The organism is Massilia sp. CFBP 13721 (assembly GCF_014842025.1).
Classification (GTDB): Bacteria; Pseudomonadota; Gammaproteobacteria; order Burkholderiales; family Burkholderiaceae_D; genus Telluria.
Genome location: NZ_JACYUY010000035.1, coordinates 1 through 23,648 on the forward strand (window position 1 = coordinate 1; position 23,648 = coordinate 23,648).

The 23,648-nt window shown below is 65.4% G+C and carries 23 protein-coding genes; 13 read left to right on the forward strand and 10 right to left on the reverse strand.

What is annotated here, in order from left to right; genetic code table 11:
- A partial coding sequence (locus tag IFT60_RS23800; RefSeq protein ID WP_192056481.1) for a helix-turn-helix domain-containing protein occupies window positions 1-294 on the reverse strand: 294 nt, incomplete at its 3' end.
- Between the two features lie 121 nt (window positions 295-415).
- Here IFT60_RS23800 and IFT60_RS23805 point away from each other — a divergent pair.
- Both IFT60_RS23805 and IFT60_RS23810 read left to right on the forward strand, forming a co-directional pair.
- Window positions 416-1,675, forward strand: coding sequence for an MFS transporter (locus tag IFT60_RS23805; protein WP_192056483.1), 1,260 nt, complete (start codon window positions 416-418; stop codon window positions 1,673-1,675).
- A gap of 72 nt (window positions 1,676-1,747) precedes the next feature.
- Window positions 1,748-2,143, forward strand: a complete 396-nt coding sequence (locus IFT60_RS23810; protein ID WP_192056485.1) for an HPF/RaiA family ribosome-associated protein — start codon at window positions 1,748-1,750, stop codon at window positions 2,141-2,143.
- Between the two features lie 46 nt (window positions 2,144-2,189).
- Here the strand turns inward: IFT60_RS23810 and IFT60_RS23815 are convergent, their stop codons facing one another.
- Window positions 2,190-2,996, reverse strand: coding sequence for a helical backbone metal receptor (locus IFT60_RS23815; protein WP_192056487.1), 807 nt, complete (start codon window positions 2,994-2,996; stop codon window positions 2,190-2,192).
- Between the two features lie 108 nt (window positions 2,997-3,104).
- On the opposite strand from IFT60_RS23815, the gene IFT60_RS23820 reads away from it, so the two are divergent.
- Together IFT60_RS23820 and sbcB are read left to right on the forward strand one after the other, a co-directional pair.
- Window positions 3,105-4,070, forward strand: coding sequence for a GGDEF domain-containing protein (locus IFT60_RS23820; RefSeq protein WP_229511140.1), 966 nt, complete (start codon window positions 3,105-3,107; stop codon window positions 4,068-4,070).
- 76 nt (window positions 4,071-4,146) lie between these two features.
- Window positions 4,147-5,595 (forward strand): exodeoxyribonuclease I, encoded by a 1,449-nt coding sequence (gene sbcB / locus IFT60_RS23825; RefSeq protein ID WP_192056491.1) that lies wholly within the window; start codon window positions 4,147-4,149, stop codon window positions 5,593-5,595.
- Between the two features lie 198 nt (window positions 5,596-5,793).
- On the opposite strand, the gene pyrF is transcribed toward sbcB, so the two are convergent.
- Window positions 5,794-6,615, reverse strand: coding sequence for an orotidine-5'-phosphate decarboxylase (gene pyrF, locus IFT60_RS23830; protein ID WP_192056493.1), 822 nt, complete (start codon window positions 6,613-6,615; stop codon window positions 5,794-5,796).
- 137 nt (window positions 6,616-6,752) lie between these two features.
- On the opposite strand from pyrF, the gene IFT60_RS23835 reads away from it, so the two are divergent.
- From IFT60_RS23835 to IFT60_RS23865, 7 genes are all read left to right on the forward strand, one after another.
- On the forward strand, window positions 6,753-7,361 hold the full coding sequence (locus IFT60_RS23835; RefSeq protein ID WP_192056495.1) for a LemA family protein: 609 nt from the start codon (window positions 6,753-6,755) through the stop codon (window positions 7,359-7,361).
- Between the two features lie 2 nt (window positions 7,362-7,363).
- Window positions 7,364-8,206 (forward strand): TPM domain-containing protein, encoded by an 843-nt coding sequence (locus IFT60_RS23840; RefSeq protein ID WP_192056497.1) that lies wholly within the window; start codon window positions 7,364-7,366, stop codon window positions 8,204-8,206.
- An 11-nt stretch (window positions 8,207-8,217) separates the two neighbouring features.
- On the forward strand, window positions 8,218-8,736 hold the full coding sequence (locus tag IFT60_RS23845) for a TPM domain-containing protein (RefSeq protein WP_192056499.1): 519 nt from the start codon (window positions 8,218-8,220) through the stop codon (window positions 8,734-8,736).
- A gap of 66 nt (window positions 8,737-8,802) precedes the next feature.
- Complete coding sequence (locus IFT60_RS23850; RefSeq protein WP_192056501.1) at window positions 8,803-9,570, forward strand: SDR family NAD(P)-dependent oxidoreductase; 768 nt, start codon at window positions 8,803-8,805, stop codon at window positions 9,568-9,570.
- A 585-nt stretch (window positions 9,571-10,155) separates the two neighbouring features.
- Window positions 10,156-10,467: a hypothetical protein gene (locus IFT60_RS23855; protein ID WP_192056503.1), complete on the forward strand. Its 312-nt coding sequence runs from the start codon at window positions 10,156-10,158 to the stop codon at window positions 10,465-10,467.
- A gap of 77 nt (window positions 10,468-10,544) precedes the next feature.
- A complete protein-coding gene (locus IFT60_RS23860) occupies window positions 10,545-10,943 on the forward strand; it encodes a VanZ family protein (RefSeq protein ID WP_192056505.1) in 399 nt (132 codons plus the stop codon).
- 158 nt (window positions 10,944-11,101) lie between these two features.
- Window positions 11,102-11,821, forward strand: a complete 720-nt coding sequence (locus IFT60_RS23865; RefSeq protein ID WP_192056509.1) for a hypothetical protein — start codon at window positions 11,102-11,104, stop codon at window positions 11,819-11,821.
- Window positions 11,822-11,951: 130 nt separating this feature from the next.
- Here the strand turns inward: IFT60_RS23865 and IFT60_RS23870 are convergent, their stop codons facing one another.
- From IFT60_RS23870 to IFT60_RS23895, 6 genes are all read right to left on the reverse strand, one after another.
- Window positions 11,952-12,935 (reverse strand): TraB/GumN family protein, encoded by a 984-nt coding sequence (locus tag IFT60_RS23870; RefSeq protein ID WP_192056511.1) that lies wholly within the window; start codon window positions 12,933-12,935, stop codon window positions 11,952-11,954.
- Between the two features lie 76 nt (window positions 12,936-13,011).
- A complete protein-coding gene (locus IFT60_RS23875; protein WP_192056512.1) occupies window positions 13,012-14,817 on the reverse strand; it encodes a glycoside hydrolase family 2 protein in 1,806 nt (601 codons plus the stop codon).
- Window positions 14,804-15,901 (reverse strand): galactokinase, encoded by a 1,098-nt coding sequence (galK, locus tag IFT60_RS23880; RefSeq protein ID WP_192056516.1) that lies wholly within the window; start codon window positions 15,899-15,901, stop codon window positions 14,804-14,806. Before galK ends, IFT60_RS23875 begins: the two co-directional genes overlap by 14 nt.
- Before the next feature lie 13 nt (window positions 15,902-15,914).
- A complete protein-coding gene (locus IFT60_RS23885; protein WP_192056517.1) occupies window positions 15,915-17,012 on the reverse strand; it encodes a M24 family metallopeptidase in 1,098 nt (365 codons plus the stop codon).
- A complete protein-coding gene (gene galT / locus IFT60_RS23890) occupies window positions 17,009-18,064 on the reverse strand; it encodes a galactose-1-phosphate uridylyltransferase (protein ID WP_229511142.1) in 1,056 nt (351 codons plus the stop codon). The genes IFT60_RS23885 and galT overlap by 4 nt, the downstream gene beginning before the upstream one ends.
- 446 nt (window positions 18,065-18,510) lie before the next feature.
- Entirely contained in the window at window positions 18,511-20,031 is a 1,521-nt protein-coding gene (locus IFT60_RS23895) for a dipeptidase (protein WP_192056519.1), read from the reverse strand.
- A gap of 114 nt (window positions 20,032-20,145) precedes the next feature.
- Here IFT60_RS23895 and IFT60_RS23900 point away from each other — a divergent pair, with 114 nt between their 5' ends.
- Both IFT60_RS23900 and IFT60_RS23905 read left to right on the forward strand, forming a co-directional pair.
- Entirely contained in the window at window positions 20,146-21,009 is an 864-nt protein-coding gene (locus IFT60_RS23900) for a pirin family protein (RefSeq protein WP_192056524.1), read from the forward strand.
- Between the two features lie 92 nt (window positions 21,010-21,101).
- A complete protein-coding gene (locus tag IFT60_RS23905) occupies window positions 21,102-22,130 on the forward strand; it encodes an asparaginase (protein WP_192056527.1) in 1,029 nt (342 codons plus the stop codon).
- Between the two features lie 513 nt (window positions 22,131-22,643).
- On the opposite strand, the gene IFT60_RS23910 is transcribed toward IFT60_RS23905, so the two are convergent.
- Window positions 22,644-23,513 (reverse strand): hypothetical protein, encoded by an 870-nt coding sequence (locus tag IFT60_RS23910; protein ID WP_192056529.1) that lies wholly within the window; start codon window positions 23,511-23,513, stop codon window positions 22,644-22,646.
- Window positions 23,514-23,648 lie beyond the last annotated feature (135 nt).

Sequence of the window (23,648 nt, forward strand, 5' to 3'; positions counted from 1 at the left end):
ACGCTCCCAGTCGCCCACCGTCGAATGACGGCGGATATCGAACTTGGCAGCGGTTTCGGTTATGGAAAGCTGATTTTCCCACATGTGCTGCAGCACCGACAATTTGAAAGCGGCGTCATACCGGCTTCGCTTTGGACTAAGCCCGGCATCCCCATGAATCTCGTATGCAGCGACCCACCGCTCGAGCAGCGAGCGATTTGCCATGCCGTAGCGTCGAGACACATTCCGATAGCCCTCGTGGCTCGACAGGTAATCGTGGACTACCGCCTGTTTGAACTCTTTCGTGTACTTCATACCTCTCCAAAAGTTGTGCCCAACTTTTGGGGGTCAGTTCAGGGGCGCCCACCCTACGTCAGCAAACCCATCCTAAATGAGGCACAATTGACAGCTTCTCGCCTGTCAAAGTTCCTTTTTCATGTCCCTGCTTTCCTCGTCCAGCGGCCTCGCCGTCCTGCGCAACCGTAACCTATCGTTCTACCTTTCCTCACGCTTTCTCGGCACGCTGGCCGTGCAGATGCAAAGCGTGGCCGTCGGCTGGCAGGTGTACCAGATCACCGGCAGCCTGTTCGACCTCGGCCTGATCGGGCTGGCGCAGTTCGCGCCCTTCCTGGTGCTGATTCTCTGGGCCGGCCACGTGGCCGACCGCTACGACCGGCGCAAGATCATCGTGCTGTGCATGCTGACCCAGTTGCTGGTGAGCGCCCTGCTGCTGGCGTTTACCGCCAGCGGCAGCCGCATCGTGTGGCCGGTGTTCGCGGTGCTGGTGCTGTTCGGCAGTGCGCGCGCATTCATGATGCCGGCCTCGCAGGCGGTGCTGCGCAACCTGGTGCCGGACAAGGATTTCGGCCAGGCCGTCGCGCTCGGCTCCTCGACCTTCCACGTGGCGGTGATCGCCGGTCCGGTGCTGGGCGGCCTGCTGTACGTGTTCGGCCCGACCACCGTGTACATGGTGTCGGCGGCGCTGCTGCTGGTCGCCACCCTGCTGATGGCGTCGACGACCAGCGCGCCGCAGGTACGCAGCACGGCGCCGGTCAGCTGGCACACCTTGCTGGAAGGCTTGCGCTTCGTGCGCTCGCGCCCGATCGTGCTGGGCGCGATTTCGCTCGACCTGTTCGCGGTGCTGTTCGGCGGCGCCACCGCGCTCTTGCCCGCCTACGCGCATGACGTGCTGCACGCCGGCCCGACCGCGCTCGGCTGGCTGCGCACGGCCCCCGGCGCCGGCGCCGCGCTGTGCTCGATCCTGCTCGCCTTCGTGCCGATCCGCCGGCATGTGGGCGCCTGGATGTTCGGCGGCGTCGCCCTGTTCGGCCTGGCCACGCTCACGCTCGGCTGGACCGGCAATTTTCTGGTGGCCCTGGTCGCCCTGTTCGTGCTCGGCGCCGGCGACATGGTCAGCGTGTATGTGCGCCACCTGCTGGTGCAGTACGAAACGCCGGACGAGATCCGCGGCCGCGTCAGCGCCGTGAACGCCGTGTTCATCGGCGCCTCGAACGAACTGGGCGAATTCGAATCGGGCGTGACCGCCGGCTGGTTCGGCCTGACGCGCGCGATCCTGCTGGGCGGCGCGGCCACGTTGGCAGTGACGGGGCTGTGGGCGGTGCTGTTTCCGGTGCTGTCGAAGATGGACCGTTTTCCCCATCATGAGAAGGCGGAGCAGGCCAGGAAAACCGGCTAACGTACGGGACGCGGCAAAAATTACAAAAAGTGTAAGATTGGCTTCAAGATCTTTGATAACGGAGCTATCTTTATGCAAATCAATGTTAATACCGACCGTACCATCGACAAACACCAAGGCCTGGACGAGCACGTGCAATCTGTCGTCGAAGGCGCCATCGGCCGTTTCGAGGACCAGGTGCACCGTGTTGAAGTTCACCTGAGCAATGAAAACAGCCAGAAACAACTCGACGGCGGCAACCGCTGCATGATGGAAGCGCACGTTACCGGCTATGCGCCGGTGGTCGTCAACGAGCATGCGGTGAACCTGCACCAGGCCATCACCCAGGCCGGCAGCAAGCTCAAGCGCGCCCTCGACAGCGCCCTGGGCCGCCTGGCCGACAAGGCCAAGCGCGAACCGATGCCGATCGGCGACGTCGACGGCGACCTGGTTCCTGAACAGGACAAGAACCTGACCGCCGGCATGTAATCAGGCAGTTTCTTCAATATGGAGCGCGGCCGAGGCCGCGCTTTTTTTATCCCTCGAGCAAACTGCGCAATTCGCGCAGGTAACGCAAGCCGGGCAAGGCCCGGCTGCCATACCACGACATCATTTCCCCATCGACCAGCAGCACCGGAATGCCGAGCTGTTTTTCCAGCGCGTCCGCGTGCGCTTCGGTAAACCGGTAGGGTTCGGTCGACAGCAGCACCGCGTCGAGCCCGGCCACGAGGTCGCCCGACCACTCGAAGCGCGGATAGCGGCTGGCATCGGGCAGCGCCGGCACCTTCCAGCCGAGTTCGCCCAGCATGCGCGCGATATAGGTGTCGCTTGACACGCTCATCCACGGGTCTTGCCAGATGCAGTACAGCACGGTGCGCGCGGGACCGGGCGGCGCGGACCTTAGCACTCGATACTCTGCCTCGAAAGCGGCACACCAGCGCTCGGCCTGGACTTCGGCGCCGAAGATGCCGCCCATCAGCCGTGCCAGCGCCAGGTTGTCGCGCGGCGCCAGTGGATGGGTGACGACGATGTGCGGCACGAATTCGGCCAGGGCATCGAAGGTCGGCTTTTCGTTTTCGTCGATGTTGACGATCACGTGGGTCGGCGCCAGCGCGCGGATCTTGTGCAGGTTCACGTCCTTGGTACCGCCCACTTTCGGGATCGCGGTAATGAGCTCGGCCGGATGGATGCAGAAGCCGGTGCGCCCGACCAGTTGCGGCGCCAGGCCCAGGTCGCACAGCAATTCGGTGATCGAGGGAACCAGCGAGACGATGCGCGCGCCAGGCGCCGGCAGGTGGGTCACGCCGAGGGCATCGACCAGGGGATGGGAGAAGTCGTTCATGGCCGCTATTGGAACACCGCTGTTTCCGAAACGCCAGCGGGAACGGGGTGGCGAATGGTTTATCATGCATTTTTACTGAACTGTCTTAGCACCACGCGGAGGAACGCTTTGAAACTTATCGGACCATTTCGGAATGCAGGCTACAAGGTCGCGGACCTGGAGCTGTTTCGCGGGGCCGACATGCGCGCCGCCGCCGCCGCGCTCGCCGATTGCGACGTGGTCGAGCTCGGCGCCGGCGAACCGATCGAGGATGCGGTGCGGGCGCGCCTGTACATCGTGCTGTCCGGCATGCTCGAAGTCGAGCTCGACAGCCACGCCGGCACCGGCGACGGCAACGTCAACCGCATCATGCCGGGCGAAAGCGTGGGCGAGCAATCGGTGCTGGACGACGCCGCCAACCTCGACGCCGTGCACGCCGTCGAAGACACGCGCCTGCTAGTGATCGAATCGAAACTGGCCTGGGAACTGATCGACCATTCGAACGCGGTGGCGCGCAACCTGCTGCGCTTGATGTCCTTCCGCATCCGCGCCGCGAATGCCCTGCTGCGGCGGCGCCAGAAGCTCGGCGAATTCTACCGCCAGCTGTCGCTGAACGATACCCTGACCGGCTTGTATAACCGCACCTGGCTGGCCGACATGCTGCCCAAGCTGGTGGCGCGCGCCCGTGCCCAGGGCAGCCCGCTGGCGCTGCTGATGATCGACCTCGACAATTTCAAGAAGTTCAACGACACCCATGGCCACCTGGTGGGCGACGCCGCCCTGTGCGCGGCCGCGAACGTCATCCGCGATGGCCTGCGGCCGTCGGATTTTGCGGTGCGCTACGGCGGCGAGGAACTCATGGCCGTGCTGCCGGAAACAAATGGCGAGCTGGCCCAGATGGTGGCCGAGCGCCTGTGCCAGCAAATGCGCGCGATCGTGCTGTTCCCCGACATGCGCGTGCCGATGCCGCACCTGACCGCCTGCTTCGGCGTGGCCGTGCTCGAACCCGAAGGCGACGAGATTAGCCTGATCGAAGCGGCCGATGCCGCGCTGTACCGGGCCAAGGACGCGGGCCGCAATTGTGTCAGCGTGTGAGATTGACGGAACCCCAGCCCGCACCGACAATCCGTGCCACGCTTGATGCTTCAAGATTGGCACCCATAACAACACAATGACCACACACACCTTCCTCTGGCACGACTACGAAACCTTCGGCGCCCAGCCGCGCCGCGATCGGCCGGCGCAGTTCGCCGCGATCCGCACCGATGCCGACCTCAACGAGATCGGCGAGCCGCTGATGCTGTTTTGCCAGCCGGCCAATGACTATTTGCCCGACCCGCAATCCTGCCTGATCACCGGCATCACGCCGCAGCAATGTTTGGAGCAAGGTGTGCCCGAACACGCATTCGCGCGCCAGATCGAAGCCGCCTTTGCCGAACCGAATACGATCGGCGTCGGCTACAACACGATCCGCTTCGACGACGAAGTCACGCGTTTTCTTTTCTGGCGCAACCTGTTCGACCCGTATGCGCGCGAATGGCAAAACAATTGCGGCCGCTGGGATTTGCTCGACGTCGTGCGCATGACCTATGCGCTACGTCCCGAAGGCATCGAATGGCCGACCCATCCGGACGGGCGCCCGAGCTTCAAGCTCGAAGACCTGACCCGCGTGAATGGACTCGCGCACGAGTCGGCGCACGATGCGCTGTCGGACGTGCGCGCCACCATCGCCCTGGCGCGCCTGATCCGGAGTAAACAGCCGCGCCTGTTCGACTTCTGCCTCGAATTGCGGCGCAAGGACAAAGTTGCCAGCGAAATGGGCCTGCACCTCGAGCGCGGCGTGCGCCAGCCTTTCCTGCACGTGTCCGGCATGTTCCCGGCCGAACAGGGTTGCCTCGGCCTGGTCTGGCCGCTGGGCCAGCATCCGACCAACAAGAATGAAATTTTGGTGTGGGATTGCCGCCATGATCCATCGGAATTGTTCAGTCTCGACGTCGAGACGATCCGCCAGCGCATGTTCACGCGCAGCGCCGACCTGCCCGAAGGCGTGACGCGGCTGCCGATCAAGAGCGTACACCTGAACAAGTCGCCGATGCTGGTCGGGAACCTCAAGACGCTCAGCAGCGCGATGGCGGCACGCTGGGGTATCGACGTCGAACAGGCGCGCGCGCATGCGCAACTGGCGGCGAACGGTCCCGACATGGCCGCGACCTGGGCCCAGGTGTACCAGAAGCCGGGCGCGAAGGAGGAGACCGACGTCGACGAAGACCTGTATGGCGGCTTCGTCTCGAACAACGACCGCCGCAAGCTGGAATCGCTGCGCATGCAGACGCCGGCGCAGCTGGCCACGGCGCGGCCGTCGTTCGAAGACGAGCGCCTGGCCGAACTGCTGCGCCGCTACCGCGCCCGCAATTTCCCCGAAACTTTATCGGAAACGGAAATGCAGGACTGGGAAGAACACCGCGCCGCGCGCCTGTTCGACGGCGCCGGCGGCGCGCGCACGGTGGACCAGCTGTTTGGCGAAATCGATGCGCTGTCGGAGACGGCGGACGAGCGCGCCGAAGAGATTCTCGGCGCCTTGTACGAGTATGTGGAGGCGATTGCGCCGAGCAGGTATTGACTGTTCGTGGGGCTATTGCCTGTTACGGTATCGGTGGGTTGAATCCGCATGGGCTCGGAGAGCCCATCCTACGGGACACGCTACGTATCCAGGTTTCGTATGATCTCGCTGCCAACGGTGACCGTAGGGTGGACTCTTGAGTCCACGCGGATCAAGCATACCAATAGCGTTACAGGCAACAGCCCCACTCCATCAAGATCACCCCCGATACCGATTGATCTCATCGCGCGTCTCGCGCGCCACCCGTCTCGCCGCCGCGGCGAAATCCTCGCCTTCCTCCGGCGCCGCATACAGGATCGCGCGCGACGAGCTGATCATCATCCCGGCGCCGCCCGCGGTGCGTCCGGCACGCACGGTCGCTTCCACGTCCCCGCCCTGCGCGCCGATGCCAGGCACCAACAAGGGCATGTCGCCGACGATCGCCCGTACCTGCGCCAGTTCTTCCGGATAGGTCGCCCCCACGACGAGGGCGCACTGGCCGTTGCGGTTCCATTGTTCCGCCACCAGGCGCGCCACGTGCTGGTACAGCGGCTGGCCGCCGACGTCCAGGAATTGCAGGTCCGAGCCGCCCGCGTTCGAAGTGCGGCACAGCACGATCACGCCGCGGTCGGGCCAGGCAAAATACGGTTCGACCGAATCGGAACCCATGTAGGGGCTGACCGTGACCGCGTCCGCGCCATAGCGCTCGAAGGCTTCGCGCGCGTACTGGTGCGCGGTGGCGCCGATGTCGCCACGCTTGGCGTCGAGGATCAGCGGAATGTGCGGGTAGGTCTCGCGCAGGTAGCGGCAGATGGCTTCTAACTGGTCTTCGGCGCCGAGCGCGGCGAAATAGGCGATCTGCGGCTTGAAGGCGCAGGCCAGGTCCGCCGTGGCGTCGATGATGGCCGTGCAAAAGCGGACGATGCCGTCCGCTTCACCCTGCAGGTGCGCGGGGAAGCGTCCGAGGTCGGGGTCGAGCCCGACGCACAGCAGCGAATCGTTGCGGGTCCAGGCCGCGGAGAGTTTGTCGATGAAATTCACGTTGGGCCCCTTGATCAGTGTTATTGCAAACCCACTATTGTACCCGTCACGGGGCACAGGTCCGCGAGCGTGCGACCGGTCTTGGATGACTGCTGTATATTTTTGACTATTCGACAACTCGCACTGGACAGTACATTATGACTTCCCTCTTCTCGCGCTGGGCCCGCCTGCTGGCGGCTGCCACCCTGGCAGGCTCGCTGCTGTCGGGCTGCGGCTACAACGATTTCCAGGTCAAGGACGAAGCCACCAAGGCCGCCTGGGGTGAAGTGGTCAACCAGTACCAGCGCCGCGCCGACCTGATTCCGAACCTGGTCAACACGGTCAAGGGCTATGCCTCGCACGAGAAGGAAACGCTCGAAGCCGTCACGCGCGCGCGCGCCGCCGCCACCAGCTTCCAGATCACGCCGGAAGTGCTGAACAACCCGGAAGCGTTCGCCAAATTCCAGCAGGTGCAGGGCGAACTGTCGGGCGCGCTGTCGCGCCTGATGGCCGTGTCCGAAGCCTATCCGCAACTGAAAGCGGACACCAGTTTCCGCGACCTGCAATCGCAGCTGGAAGGCACCGAAAACCGCATCACGGTCGCGCGCCAGCGCTACATCGCCTCGGTGCAGGACTATAACGTCACCGTGCGCAAGTTCCCGACCAACCTGACCGCGATGATGTTCGGCTACGAAGCGCGGCCATCGTTCACGGTCGAGAACGAAAAAGCGATCTCGACCGCACCGACGGTCAACTTCGGCAAATAACGATGACGCTGCTGCGTACCCTGTGGCTGCTGGTCTTCGCCTTTGCATTGGCGGGGCCGGCGCAGGCCCAGTTGAAACCGGTGCCGGCCTTGACTGCCCGCGTCACCGACCAGGCCGGCATGCTCGACGCCAGCCAGCGCCAGCGCCTGGAAGCGGTGCTGGCCGAGCACGAGGCGAAAAGCGGCAACCAGATCGCCGTGCTGCTGGTGAAATCGACCGAGCCGGAAGCGATTGAGCAGTACAGCATCCGCGTGGCCGATGCCTGGAAGCTGGGGCGCAAGGGCGTCGACGACGGCGTGCTGCTGATCGTCGCGCGCGACAACCCGAGTTCGCTGCGCCGTCTGCGCATCGAGGCCGGGCGTGGGGTGCAGGGTGTGCTGACCGATGCGCAATCGAAGCGCGTCCTGCAGGACGTCATCGCACCGCATTTCCGGCAAAACCATTACTACGAGGGCCTGGTCGCAGGCGTGGGCGCGATTGCGACCCTGCTGAACCGGGAACGATTTCCCGAGCCGGCGCAGCCGATAACACCAGCAGCTCCGGCGGGAAACAATGCAGGCGATCAGGGAGGCGGGATCGGTATGTTTGGCATTCTGATGTTGATTTTCGGCTTCATGCTGCTGCGCTCGATATTCAAGCCGCGCCGGGCGCGGCTGGCGCGCGGCGGCTGGGGCAGCGGTGCGACCGGATTTATCCTGGGCAGTATCCTCAGTAACGCCGGGCGCGGCGGTGGCGGCTTCGGTGGCTTCTCCGGCGGTGGCGGCGGGTTTGGTGGCGGCGGTGGCGGCGGCTTCGGCGGCGGTGGCGGCAGCTTCGACGGCGGCGGCGCCTCGGGAGACTGGTAATGGCGGACCACATGACACACCAATCCTTTGGAGAGCGCTGTGGCCGCGTATTACGTCACTGGCGCAGCAGCAAGGCAGATGCCCAGCGCGCATTCCCCGAAAGCACGCTCGCGGCGGCGGCGCAGGCCATCACGGCGGGCGAACAGACCCACCGCGGCGAAGTGCGCTTCATCGTCGAAACATCGCTGCCGACCGACGAGGTCTGGGACGGCGTCACCAACCGCCAGCGTGCGCTGGCCCTGTTCGCCGACTATGGCGTCTGGGATACCGAAGACAATTGCGGCGTGCTCATCTACGTGAACCTGGCCGAGCACAAGGTCGACATCGTGGCTGACCGCGGCATCGACCGCAAGATCGACGAAGCCACCTGGCAGGCGGTCTGCCGCACGATGACCGAAGGCTTCAGGCAGGGCAAGTTTCATGATGCCAGCCTGGCTGCCATCGAGCATGTCAATGCGCTGCTGCGCGAACACTTCCCGGCAAATGGTGCGCGTCCCAATGAACTGCCCAACCGTCCGGTCATGTTGTAGGGGCGGCTTCCTCGGGTCCGGGCCTGCCGTTACAATGACGGCAACCGAACTCAGTGAAAGCGCTCCATGAAACTCGCCGATAAAATCGCCCTCGTCACCGGCGCCAGCCAGGGCATCGGCCTGGCCTGCGCCCAGCGCCTGGTGCAGGATGGCGCCCGCGTGATGCTGGCCGACGTGCGCCCGGAAGTGGCCGAGGCCGCTGCGGCGCTGGGCGACGCCGCCCGTTACTTCGTGGCCGACGTCAGCCAGAAATCCGACGTCGACGCCCTGTTCGCCGCCACCATCGAGGCCTTCGGGCGCGTCGACATCCTCGTCAACAATGCCGGCGTCACGCATGCGGCCGACTTCCTCGACCTGCGCGAGGAAGATTTCGACCGCGTCATGCGCGTCAACCTGAAATCGATGTTCCTGTGCAGCCAGGCGGCCGCACGCGACATGGTGGCGCGCGGGAGTGGCGGCTGCATCATCAACATGTCGAGCGTGAATGCCGAACTCGTAATCCCGAACCAGGTGCCGTACGTGATTTCGAAAGGCGGCGTGAACCAGCTCACGCGCGTGGCGGCGATCAGCCTCGCCGCGCACGGCATCCGCGTCAATGCCATCGGCCCTGGCACGATCCTGACGGAACTGGCAAAGCAGGCCGTGCTGTCGAGCCCGGAAGCGCGCCACACGATCCTGTCGCGTACGCCCCTGGGGCGCTGCGGCGAGCCGGAAGAAGTGGCGTCGATTGCCGCCTTCCTCGCCAGCGACGACGCGTCGTACATGACCGGCCAGACCCTGTATGCCGACGGTGGACGCCTGCCCCTGAACTACACGGTGCCGGTGCGCGAATAAGGGATGAGACGGGGGCGGCAGGCGCGCTCAGCCATTCACGGTTCGTATGTCTGGTATCTGATTTAACAATTAGACAAATATATCGCGCTGCAACATAATGCACCTGTCTCCACTATTCTCCTCCAAGAAAATAGTTTCAAGCCCGCTCTGAAGCGGGCTTTTTTTTGCCCAACCGGCAAATAGCGTTTCTCAACATCGGTAGATCGCCTCAAAAGCAATTTGTTCGCTGCTGAGGCTGAAAGCTTGCGCTACGTCATACCCAGGTAACAAACGCTGCCTATACTGGGTTCATCTGCGGTACACGCAACCGATATGCCTGACTGCAGACAGGTGTGCAAGGCAAACGCGTTGCACACCCACCGATCAATGTCTCTTGGCCCGATCTTGGGTTGTGCCCACCTCTCTCTCCGGTGGGCATTTTTTTGTTCGGCCCGTGCTAAAGTCACCCAGCTTGCATAAATGTGAAGACCGGCCTTGAAGCCTGAGGCCTTTTTACTATGATGAAGTTCGTGCGCCGCAAGCGGGTCACGCCGACATGATGACCTTAGGCGGCGCTGCCATCTACCAGACATGGGAGCCGTACCGATGAATTTTCACCATCCTGAAAAGCACACCGATCACGCATCCGCCAGCCGACGCCAGCATGAAGGCATCGGTTGCCTGGTTCTCAGTGAACTCAATCCATTGGTGGTGGTCGACCACCTCGAGGGCGAACACTCCACGCTGACCCTCCTTACCTTCGGCAACGTGCGCGAACTCTGCCCGAAGTGCCAGCAATGCAGTCTGAAGCTGGTGCTGCGCCAGACTTCCGTGCGCATGGCCCACCTGTTTTGTGCCGAATGCGAAAGCTGTTTCGACGCACGTTATCCCGACGGCGCCCCGGCCCTGACCATCTGACCCGCCCCTTCTCGAGCGCCGTGCATGCGCACGGCCGCCCACCGTGGTATGGTTGCCGTTTTTCCAACTGGTCAACCATGCCGCATTTCCTGTCTTCGCTCCTGCTCGATCCACGCCTGAACAAGCTGCGCTATGGCGCCGCGATTTTCCTGTTCCTCGCGATCGTGGCAGGCGGGTCGATTCCCGGGGCGCGCGCCGACATCGGCCACTACGCCTCCGGCGTCGTGCTGCATTCGTCGGCCTATGCGGTGCTGGCACTCCTTTGGTTTACCGCCAGCCGCGGCAGTGCGGCAAGCCGGACCGTGGCCACCGTGCTGGCTATTGCCGTCATGGGTGCGATCGACGAATCGGTGCAGAGCTTCTTCCCCTACCGCGGCGCCGACGTGCGCGACTGGATGGTCGACTGCAGCGCGGCCGTGGCCGTCTCTGCAATCCTGTGGCTGGTGCTGCCGAAAGCGGCGCTGCAGCGCGGCTGAGTCCGCTTCGATACTCAATTTCCTGAATACACCTCGGCTTGATCTGGCTCATGCCGCACCCGAGTCGGCTGGAACGCCGTGCCCGTTTGCGCCTCTTACCACAGTGGCAGACGTCATCGTCACGCATACCCACTGACAAAATCAACGGAGGATCGATCATGAAACAACAACATCAGAGCGTGGTCCTGGCGGGCTTGCTGGCCATGGCGCTCGGCCTGACGGGCTGCGCGGCCATGCGCGGCGACAGCGGTTCGAGCGGCGATACGGGCAGCAGCAGCGGCGCCAGCGGCAGCAGTTCGTCCGGCGCCACCAGCGGCAGCGAGGCCGGCGGCATGTCGGGCACCGGTGCCGGCACCGGCGGCACGTCGGGCACGGGCGCCGGCACCAGCTCGGGCACCTCGGGCAGTTCAGGTACTTCGGGCAGTTCAGGGACGTCGGGCTCTTCGGGCACCTCAGGTACCTCGGGCACGTCGGGCACCTCGGGCTACGACCAGTCCAGCAGCAGCTCGGGCAGCTCGGGCACGGCCAGCACCACCGAAAGCGGCGCGGCCAGCACCTCGGATACCGCCAGCGGCAGCGCACAAGGCGCCTCCGCCAGCGGCGCCGCCACCGCCTCCAGCGCCAGCCCGAACAGCACGGTGGTCTCGATCGAACTGGTACCGCGTGCCAGCAGCGGTATCGGCGGGGCCGGCACGGTGGCCGGGGCCGCAGTCGGCAGCAGCGGCGCAGCCGGCGCCACCGGCAGCTCCGCGGACCGCGTCTACCGCGTCACCCTGCGCATGGACGACGGCAGCACCCAGGTCGTCACGCAGGAAACCACGCCCGACTTTCGCAGTGGCGACCGCGTCAACCTGAGCAGCGGCGCCATCGTGCGCTGAGGCCAGGCTGCGCGGCCGGCCCCGTTCGCAGTCGGAACGGGGCATATCGACGGGCGCATGTCACTATCGATCGATATGGCCATGCGGCGCAGACGGATTCGAAGCGGATTCAAAGCGCTTTCAACGCGGTTCAATACACCCGCTCGACCAGGTAGCCACGTTGCGCCAGCAACTGCGGCAAACCGTTGTCGCCCAGCAGGTGCAGCAAGCCGACGCCGACGAACAGCACGCCGCCCTTGTCCATCAACTGGTCGATCTGCGCCGCCATGTCCGGATTGCGCCGGCCGAGCAGCTTGCGGCGGGTGAACTCGGCCGTTTCCGAGCGGCCGGCGGTGGCGTCGCGCAGCACGGCGTCGAGGGCGGCGCTGTCGCCCGAGCGCCAGGCTTCGATCGCGCGCCGTGCCTGGCCGACCAGGCTGCCGTCGCGCAGGCCGGCGAGGGTTTCGCGCAGGTAGCGTTCGGATTCGACCGGGCTCATGCTGTCGAACAGGGCCAGCTGGAAGTCGGCGCTTTCCAGTTGCGCCACGCGCGCGCCGCGCCGGCGCGCCTGGGTCAGCAGCGCGTGTTCGACGCCCTCGCTGCGCTGGTAGCCCTGCCGTTCCAGCGTCATGCTCAAGAGCAGGTTGGCGATCAGCCAGGGTTTCAGGTGCGCCATGCTGGCCAGGCTCAGGCCCTCGCCGTGCAGGGCGGTGCGCAGGCGCGCCAGGGTATCGTTCGAGACGTGGCGGGCTATGTCGTCGCCCGCCGGGTAGCGCCCGTGCTTTTCAAACGCGCGGAGGAAGTCGCCTGGTGCCAGGGTATCGAGCTCGACCACGATATGGTCGGCCCTGCCGAGTGCGCGCTCGGCGTCGGGCGCCATCGGATAAAAGGAGCGCTTGCCCACGTGGACGGTGCCGAACAGGTAGGCGACGCGGCCACCGCCGCTGATCCGGTAGAGTCCGCCGTGGTGGCGCGCGGCCACCGGGGCCGGCCCCGGGGGATGGTGGGTGGCCGCGTATTCAGCCGAGGCGAGCGGTCCGGCCGCAACCTTGCCGGCAAACGCCAGCGCGCACACGCCGAGCGTGACGGCCCAGGCAGCCCAGGCACCCCGGTAAGCGGACCCGCACTTGCACATGGCCTCACACTCTTGCATCCCCCCCAGTGACCGGGCGGCATCGATGATCGCCGCCGGCCACTGGTCAACTCAAGGGTCAGGCCGGATCGAGATCGACCCCACCGCCAGCCTTGACACGATTCACCTGCGCATTGCGCGTCGCCGCCGAGATCACCTCGAACGGCAGCTTCGGCGTGCGGTCCGCGTTCAGCAGGCCGTTCGCCTCCTGGAAGGTGTCGGCGAACTGCGTGTAGCAGAAGCCGCTGAACATGAAGGTTTCGTTCACCGCCTTCAGCAAGCCACGGTAGAGGTTATGGAAACCCTCGGCCGTGGTCGAACGCGAATAGCCCCAGGTGCCCTCTTCCGGCGTGCCCTTGGTGTCGTAGGCAATCCCGCCGAATTCGGTCAGCACGATCGGCTGGCCGCGGTGCGGGAAGCCGTCCAGGGTCAGGATGCGTCCGCCCGGACGCCGCTGGTCGAACAGCGTGCGCACCGGATCGGTGACGGCGTAGCGCGCCCCCAGCTTTTCCGGATCGCAGTCGTAGTCGTGGATGCCGAGGATGTCGGTGGCGGACGCCTCCCAGCCATCGTTGCCGATCACCGGCCGCGTCGCGTCCAGCGTGCGCGTCAGGTGGTACAAGGCCTCGACGGCATTGCGATGTGCCTGGGTCAACGTCAGGTTCGGCACGCCCCAGGATTCGTTGAAGGCAACCCAGACGATGATGCAGGGATGGCTGTAGTCGCGCTCGATCGCTTCGGTCCACTCGCGCACCATGCGCGTGATCGCCTTGGCGCTGAAACGGTAAGCCGAGGGCATTTCTTCCCACACCAGCAAGCCCAGTTTATCCGCCCAGTACAGGTAGCGCGGGTCCTCGATCTTCTGGTGCTTGCGTACGCCATTGAAGCCCATCAGCTTGGCCAGTTCGACGTCGCGCCGCAGGTGTTCGTCGGAGGGGCCGGTGAGGAAGGATTCCGGCCAGTAGCCCTGGTCGAGCACCAGGCGCAGCTGGTATGGCCTTCCATTCAACATCAGGCGGTCGCGGTTGATCGCAAACGAGCGCAGCGCCGTGTACGAGCGGATGCGGTCGACCACGCGGTCGCCGCAGCGCAGCGTCACCTCGGCGTCGAGCAGCGTCGGGCGTTCCGGGCTCCACAGCAATTCGTTGCGCGAATCGTCGATGCCCGGGTCGGACAGGGCGATCTTGCGGTTCGCTTCGCCGCCCAGCAGCTTGTAGTGGTCATCCGCCAGCAGGTGCTCGCCGTGCCAGATCTTGACTTCGATGAACATGTCGTCGCGGATCTCGCCACCGGCGAAGACTTCGCAACCGATCTCGAAGGTCTCGAAAATCGGCGTCCACTTCAGCTTCTGGATAAAGGTCCGTTCGACCTGCTCGACCCAGACGGTCTGCCAGATACCGGTCGTGCGCGGATACCAGATCGAGTGCGGTTCCAGCAGCCAGTCCTGCTTGCCGCGCGGTTTCGCCAGGTCGGCCGGGTCGTCCTCGACGAACACGGTGACGGTCTGCTGGCCGTCGGCCTTCATGGCCGCAGTGATGTCGGCCGAGAACGGCGTGTGGCCGCCCTCGTGGTCGGCCACCAGCTGGCCGTTGACCCAGACCTGCGCGTGGTAGTCGACCGCGCCGAAGTGCAGGATGGTGCGGCCTTCGGTCGGCATCACGGTGAACTCGCGTTCGTACCAGCAGAAGCGGTGGAAACCAGTGTCGCCGATGCCGGACATCTTGGTCTCGGGTGCGAACGGCACCTCGATTTCATGGGTCCATTCCGTGACCTCGCCCGGCCCCTTGAAACGCATCTCGTCGTCGAAGCAGAAGCGCCACTTGCCGTTCAGGCTGATCCAGTTGTCGCGTACCAGTTGCGGACGTGGATATTCAAATTGACTCATTATTTTCCTTTCGTTCACTGGGGACCGGGATAGAAATGCGGCCCTCTCGCCCGTTTTTGTTGTATTCGTTGAGTGCGGCCGTGGCCGCCTGTTGCGCCAGACCGGTGCGGCACAGCGCCACGCAGGCGCCGCCGAAGCCGGCGCCGGTCAGGCGCGCGCCGACCACGCCCTCCTGGGCGCGCAGCAATGCGCACAGTTCGTCGAGCTCGGGAATCGAGACCTCGTAATCGTCGCGCAAGCTGAAGTGCGATGCGTTCATCAGTTCGCCGAAGCGTTCGGCCGACACGCCAGCGGCTGCTTCCAGCACCCGCAAATTTTCCTGCACCACGTGGCGCGCGCGCCGGCGCAACGGTTCAGGCAGGCTTTCCACGCTGTCCGGGTCGGTCACGTCGCGCAGCGCCTTGACGCCGAGCTTGCGCGACGCTTCCTCGCATTCGGCGCGCCGTTCGTTGTATTTGCTGCCGGCCAGCTTGCGCGCGATGCCCGAGTCGATCACGATGATCTCGACGCCGTCGGGCAGCGGCGCCAGCCGGTGTTCGAGCGTGCGCGCATCGATGAACAGCATGTGCGACTCGTCGGCCAGGCTCGAGGCCATCTGGTCCATGATGCCGCAATTGACGCGCGCGTATTCGATCTCGGCGCGCTGGGCGATGCGCGCCAGCTTGACGTCGTCGAGTTCGAACCCGAGCAGCGCGCGCAGCGCGCGCAGCGTCGCCACTTCGAGCGCGGCGCTCGACGACAGGCCGGAACCCACCGGCACGTCGGTCGACACCCACACCCGCAGCGGCGGCACCGTCACGCCTTCGGCTTCGACCAGGCGGATGCAGCCTTCGATATAGCTGCCGAAGCCGGCCGGCGCGCTGGCGTCGGGCGCGAAGGTCACGTTGGCGTCGAGCGTGCTCGAATAGAACACGAAATGGCCGTCGCCGCTGGGGCTGAGCGCCACCGTCGTGCGCTGGGGCGTGGCCACGGGCAGCATGTAGCCGTCGTTGTAATCGGTATGCTCGCCCAGCAGGTTCACGCGTCCGGGTGCGGATGCGTTGACCGCGGGCGGGCCGCCGAAGAAGGAATCGGTCGTCACCATCAGGTACTCTCCATCAGGTAGTCTCCAGCCAGAGGGGCCGCTGGCGGCCATGCACGGTCACGGCAGGCCACTGCGGATCCAGGGTCAGGTTGTCCAGTCCCTGCGGGCCGAGGAGGAAGGTATCCTCGATTTTCAGGCCTGCAAAGCTGGGGTTGAATGCGAAGGCCATGCCCTCTTCCAGCGGGGTCGCGGTGCTGGCGGTGGCGACGATCTCGCGCGCCAGGTAGCCGGTAATGCCGCCCTGGTGGTGCTCGTCGATCGCGCCCTGGCGGTCGGCATGGTGGTAGGCCGCGGCAAAGGCGTGATACACGGCCGACAGCGACTTGCCCGGCACGACGGTGGAGAGGCCGGTCGCCTCGACCTCCATCAGCGCGCGCTGCTCCTGCAGCGCCGGGCCCGCGCCGCCGAACGCCACGCAGCGCGTCAGGTTCGCATACAGGCCGTGGCGGCGCGCGCAGAACACCAGCATCGCGCGCGCGCCGAGCGGCGCTTGCGAGGGCGTCGGGTGGCGGTACAGGGGCAGGCGCCGTTCGCCGGCGGCCAGCACCAGCGCCGGATGGATGCTGCGCTTCCACAGCGCGGCGGCGCCCGCCGCGGCCAGTTCATACTCGGTCCATTCCGGCCGCGCGGCGCGCAGGACCTCGGTCATCGCCTCGGCCGCCTCGCGTCCCAGCAGGCGGTAGCGCGCCTGTTCGGACGGCGTCAGCACCAGGCGCCGCTGACGCAAGGCGTTCGGCAGCGGCTGCTCCAGGCCGTGCGGCCGGTCCGACAGCACCGGGCCCTCGCCGGCCACGCCCAGCACATAGCGCTCGCGCAGTTCGACCTGCGCCCAGGGCGTGACGTGGAAAGTAAATCCCGCCGGGACTTCTTCCTCGCGCAGGCGCGCCGCCTCGATCTCGTCGGTCAGGATCACGGCCTCGTCGCGCGTGACCAGCACTTCGGCCACGCCGAGTTCCGCCGTGTGCAGCACCGCGCTCGATCCGCCAGCCGTGGCCCAGGCGAACCAGTCGATGCCGCGCAGGCAGATCGCGCCGGCGCCGGTGGACTCCAGGCAGCCGCGCAGCAGCGCCAGCTTGGCCGCCACTTCGGCGGCGCGTTCCATGGCGCTCATGCGGCCTCCTCCAGCGACACGTTCACGGCCTGCAGTTCGGCCGCCTTCTCCTCGGGCAGCACGTCCATCGCGAACATGCCGGCGCCGATCTCGGTGCCGGCCAGGTATTTCAGGCGGTCGCGCGAACGGTAAGGCGGGTAGAACTGGGCGTGCAACTGGGTTTCCGGATGCGCCATGCCATCAAGCGGCGCCTGGTACCAGGCCATCAGGTAAGGGAAAGGCCGGTTCCACAGCGTCTCGTACTTGAGCAGCACGGTTTTCAGGCAGCGCGCCAGACTGGCGCGCCGTACATCGGACAGCGAGGCGAAATCCTGGCAGGGCGCGGTCGGCATCACCCAGACCTCATACGGATAGCGCGCGCAGGCCGGCACGAAGGCGATCGCGTGTTCGTCCTGGAACAGCACGCGCCGCCCATCGGCCGCTTCGGTTTTCGCCATGTCGCACAGCAGGCTGGCGCCGTGCTGCAGGTAGTAGTCGCGCTCCTCGGCCAGCATGCGCGCCGGCACCTGCGGCACGAACGGGTAGGCATAGATCTGGCCGTGCGGATGGTGCAGCGTCACGCCGACTTCGGCGCCGCGGTTTTCGAAGGGCAGCACATATTCGATGTGCCCCTTTTCGCCGATGCGGCGCGTGCGCTCGCCCCAGACCTGGAACAGCAATTCGATGCGCGACAGCGGCAGGTGCACCAGCGCCGTGGTCGGGTCCTGGGTGAACACCACCACCTCGCAATGGCCATTGGCAGGCGCGGTCGGCACCGTCAGCTGCGGCGGATCGTGCGCGTCCAGGGCCAGCGACGGGAAACGGTTGTCGAACACGGCGATCTCGTAATCGCCCTGCGGCAGTTCGGTCGGGTGGGCGGGATCGGTTGTTACCGCCAGCGGGTTGTATTCGGGCGGCGGCAGGAAGGTGCGGTTCTGGCGAAAGCCGGCATAGGTCACCCATTCGCCGCGCAGCGGATGCCAGCGCAGGTGCGGATTGGCATGCATCGGCTCCGGGAACGGACTCGGCGCGACGATGCCGTCCGGGATCGGCCGGTTGCTGTATAGCGTCAAGTGTCGTCCGTCGGGCTTTGTCAGTTCTTTACTGTGCATGGCATCGCTTTATCATTGGCATTCACTTCGCCGTACTCACTGCGCGCAGCCGCGGCAAAAGGAATCCCTGCAAGAAAATCTTGCGGGTCACCGCGAATGAATGATCCTAACATGGCGTTTACGCCACAGTTTCAGCCTAGAACGTATGTTTTTTCCAACAGTTAATGACTCAGCGGAGCGGCTGGAGTGCAGGTATGGTGAGACATCGCCTCTCTCCTATGAAAACGCGCTTCGCACTGCAGCAAACTCATGCAGTCTGAATGTCGCTGTAGGCGCAAACCTACAAAACGATTGGATGTATTTACCCAATTTGGCAAGATAAATTCCGACAAACCCAACCGGAAGCGCGGACAGGAAAACGGCCCTGTGCGGGCCGTCGTGATAGCAATCAGCGTGCAGGAGCGCTGCTACTTCGCCAGTTCGGCCAGCACCGCCGTGTACATCTGCAAATTCAACAGCAACTGCTTCAGGGTGATGAACTCGTGTTCGGAGTGGCCCGTGTACACCTGGCCCGGCATGCCCGGCCCGAAGCTGACCGCGTTCGGGAACAGGCGCGAGTTGGTGCCGCCGCCGATCGCTACCGGCTTCGGGTCCTTCATGCCTGTGAAGTAGGAAAACACGTTCATCAGGATCGGCAGTTGCGGCGCGTCGGTGCGCAGCCACGGCTCGCCGGTGCGCACCGTGACGTTCGCCAGCGCGATGTTGCGCCCCTGCCAGGCGGCCAGGGCGGCATTCACCTCGCCAGTGAGCTGCTCGACGCTCTTGCCGCGCGGACGGCGCAGGTTGAGCGAGACTTCGATGCCCTCTTCCTTCTGGCGGATCACGGTCGGAGCGACCGTCATCGGACCCATGAAGCTGTCGCGGTAGGCGATGTTGCCGAACTTCTCGCCGTACAGGCCGGTGCCGACCATCTGGTTCAGGTAATTCACGGCGGCGCCCGCACTCGTGTTCGGCCACGGCTGCACGGCCAGCGCATCGGCCAGCATCGCCACCGCGTTCACGCCATCCTCGGGTTTCGAGGAGTGCGCCGAGACGCCGCGCGCGCGCACTTCCAGGTCGGCGCCCTTGCGCGCGAACGTGTAGCGCATGCCTTCCTGCTGCGCGCCGCGCGCACGCACCTGCGCCTCGATGGCCTCGCTCGCATTGGCGATGGTGGCGCTGGCGTCTTCCGGGATCTGGCTGCCGAAGAAGCCGCCGGCAAAGGCGGCGACGTGCGGCGTGCCGGCCACGGGCACGACTGCGTTCGCCTTCGGGAAGGTGACGGCGATCGTGCCCGAGGCCTTTTCGGCCACCACCGCCGGATATTCGGCGTCGAGCGTGATGTTCATCTGCGGCGGCTCGTGGGTTTTGAGGAAGTCGACCAGCGGCTGCCAGTTCGATTCCTCGCCCATGTACACATACAGCTCGATCCGTTTCGACAGCGGCAGCTGCTGGTCCTTCAGGGCCTTCATCGCATACATGGCGGTGGCGATCGGTCCCTTGTCGTCTTCGGCGCCGCGCGCCAGCAGCTTGCCCGGCTCGCTGGTCTGGTCGAGCACGAAGGGCGACTTCTTCCATTTGCTCGGGTCGACCGGCTGCACGTCGCCATGGGTGACGATGCCGACGCGCTCGTCGCTCTTGCCCATGCCGATGACGACTACCCAGCCGTGGTCGGCGAAATCGAAACCGAGACGGGCTGTCTCGGTTTTCAGGTAATTCTTGAACGCGATGTGCTGCGGGTCCTGGTCGGACGGAATCTTCGGGTCGGCCACGGTGTTGAAGCTGACCAGGCCGGTGAGCGTCTTGACGACATCGGTGCGGTAGGTGGTGACGGCGTATTTGGCGGCCTTGACGGCGGCGTCGCTCGGCACGGCCGCGCTGCTTCCCTGGGCAGCGTTTGCGTACATGGCGCATGCCAGCAGCATGCTGGCGAGGATGGTGCGTTTCATGGTCTCGACGGTCTCCATTGCATAGGCGCAACGAGTCTAGCACAGCATCCGCGGCGCACGGCGATCCGACATTTACGGTATCTTGGCAAGAAAGACAAACCAGCGAGGACCAGCATGACCAGCAAACTCGTACGCCGCATCCACCCGGCGCTGCGCGACGACATCGGCGACCTGGTGACCCAGCGCCCCGTTCCTAGCCGCCACCTGGACCAGGTCGATCCCTTCCTGTTCCTGAACCACCACGGCCCGCAAACCTACCCGCCGCACAACCACGGCCTGCCCTTCGGCCCGCATCCGCACCGCGGCTTCGAGACCGTCACCTTCATCCTCGAAGGCATGCTGACGCACAAGGACAGCGCCGGCCACGAGAGCATCATCCGCGCCGGCGGCGTGCAGTGGATGACGGCCGGCAGCGGCCTGATTCATGCCGAAATCTCGCCGCGCGAATTTCTGCAGACCGGCGGCCCGCTGGAAATCCTGCAGCTGTGGATCAACCTGCCGCCGCACCTGAAAATGACGCAGCCGGCCTATACCGGCTTGCAGAAGGAAGACATTCCTTCGCTTACCCTCGACGAGGGCCGGGTGACGATGCACCTGAGTGCCGGCGAGTGGGAAGGCACGCGCGGTCCGGTCGAATCGCTCACCGGCGTCTTCATGAGCACGATCGAACTGCGTGCCGGCGGACGCCTGCACGTGCGCGACCTGGCGCGCCGCAACGTCTTCCTGTACGTGGTGCGCGGTACGCTGGAGGTGGGCGTGTACGAAGACCGCATCAGCGCCTTCCACCTGGTGGAACTGGCCGGCGACGGCGACGAACTCGAGATCTCGGCACCCGAGGGTGCGCTGGTGCTGTTCGGCCACGCCGATCCGATCGGCGCGCCGGTGGTCTCGCACGGCCCGTTCGTGATGAATTCGCGCGCCGAGATCGAACAGGCGATCCGCGATTACCAGGCGGGCAAGTTCGGGCCACCGATGTAGGCTTACTGATGCGATGACGCGGCGGCACGGTGCGCCGCTTTCGCGCCCGCTGGATTAGAGTGAATGAATCCATCACTTCGCGAGATCCGAGCATGCACGCTGCCCCCGTTCCACTCATCGCCACCACGCGCGGCTATCCCGCAACCGGCTACACGGTCGAAAACGTCCACTCCGGTTCCATCGCCGTCGTCGATACCGACGGCCGCTTGCTGGCCTGGGCCGGCGATCCGCACTACCAGACGTTTACGCGCTCGGCCTTGAAGCCGTTCCAGGCCCTGCCCTTCCTGCTGTCCGACGGACCTGCCAAATTCGGCCTGGCGCAGGAAGAACTGGCGCTGCTGTGCGCCAGCCATTCGGGCGAGGAGCAGCACCTGGCGGGCGTGCGCTCGATCCTCGATAAAATCGACCTCGACGCCGGCCGCCTCGAATGCGGCTGCGGCGTGCCGCTCTACTACGAATACAACAACCTGCCGGTGCCGCAGGACCGCACCTGGACGCCGCTGCACCACAACTGTTCCGGCAAACACAGCGGCTTCCTGGCCTGGTGCCGCCAGCATGGCGCGCCGACCGCCGGCTACGTCGACCCCGACCACCCGCTGCAGCGCGCGATCCGCGCCACGCTGGCCGATGCCGTCGGCCTGCCGGAGTCCGCCATGCCGACCGGGATCGACGGCTGCTCGGCGCCGAACTATGCGCTGCCGCTGGACCGCCTCGCGCACCTGTTTGCGCGCCTGGGGCAAGGAGACCAGGATGCGCGCCTCGGCAGCGCCTTCGGTCCGCTGTTCGACGCCATGACCGGACGCCCGGACATGGTCTCCGGCACCGAGCGCAGCGACCTGGTCCTGATGACCGCGGGCGGCGGCGACTGGGTCGCCAAGGTCGGCGCCGACGCCGTGCAGACGATCGGCATCCGCTCGCGCGGAATCGGCATCGCCATCAAGATCGCCGACGGCAACAGCCGCGGCCTGCACACGGTGACCTACAACGTGCTCGATCAACTCGGCCTGCTCGACGACGGCAAGCGCGCCGTGCTGGAACGCTATCGGCAGCCGCAGATCCGCAATGCGCGCGGCACGCTGGCGGGGGATATCCGGCCCTTGTTCACGCTCCAGCAGGCATAAGGATGCTGGAAGGCGCGCGGCGCCTACTGGTCGCACCGCGTCGCCCCCGACCTCGTCGAGCGCGTCTCGGCCAACATCGCGCACGCCGAGCAGTTCGAGAAAGCGGGCCCTGCGCCGAACGGCAGCAACGCCGTGCACCAGCCGCGGGTCGGCCCCGGCACCACCGGCGTCGATGGCGGCGTGCGCGCACGCATGGAGCGCGAGGATGGGGCGCGCAAGGGCAGTAAGGATTAATCGAGACCGCTGTGCACCGTAGAGTTTGTGAAAAAATCGTCAGGGCAAGGGATACGGCCGCCCGGCGCATCGTCGAAGACAGTACGAGGGTACGGCGAGACGATGCAACGCCGCCATGGCGTTTTTTTCACACACTCGTAGGGTGGGCTCTGCCCACGCGGTCGTGCCTATGCATACCGCACATCGTCCGCAGATCGCGAACGTCGCGTGCCGATTTGTACGGACGCGATATTCAACCGCCCTACCGCGTGGGCGGAGCCTCTCGTGGCCCAGCCCACCCTACGAAACCAAGCGCCTCAACATCGCGGCCAGCGGCTCGATCACCTCGCCATCCTGCCAGTAACTGTTGTGCGACAGCGGATTCCAGCTTTTCAGCAGCCAGTTCACCGCGCCCTGCCCGGCGTTGATGGTGCGGTCCTCGACCAGGCTGCGGTAGCCGGCCGACAGCGGCTGCAGCGGCCAGCCGAGCACGTCGTCCGGGTCGTACAGGTTCAGCCAGTGGAACAGCGCGGTCGGCGGTGCGATCGGCTTGATGTGCATCTCCTTGTGCGCGGCGATGAAAATCGGGATATTGCAGCCGGTCGTGACCAGCCCGGCGCAGGTGCCGGCGGACAGGAAATGCTTCTCGCGGTCGGTCAGCAGGCGTCCCAGCGCCGGGCGCGACCAGGCGTCGATGTCGCGCCAGATGCCGGCCGTGGCGCGGCCGCCGCCGAGCGCCTTTTGCGCATCGTAGATGTAACTCGAAAGTACTTGGCAGCCGAGCGAATGCGCGAGGAAGACCACCGGCAGGCCGGGATTGGCGGGATTGGCGACATGCGCCGCTAGCAGCGCGCGTGCGATCTGGCCCTGCGCCAGTTCATACACCGAACCCGGGTCTTCCTTGCGGTTTTCCAGGCCGGCGGCGTCGGCAAAGCCGAACAGCATGAATTTGCGCAGTCCGTCGTAATGCACCGTGCCGCCGCGGTCGACGCGCTCCCAGACGATCTGCTCGTTCTTTTGCAGGATGTCCTGGTAATACACCGAATGAAACGTGGCGCGCTCGCGCAATGCGGGCCCGAGGCGGGTGCGCAGCTCGCCAAACACGCCGGCCGCGTAGTCGCGCGGCGTCTCGCCCATTCCGTGAACCGTGATCAATGCGACCTGGGGCATGCTGGCCTCCTCCTGTGTCAGAAACGGCCTTATCAGTGAAGCGGATTCCTAACTCCAGCTTATCACCAGCAGCCCCATCACGCAGGCAAACAACAAACAGTTCACATTTGTGCTTTACCGAATTTGTTATGGGAA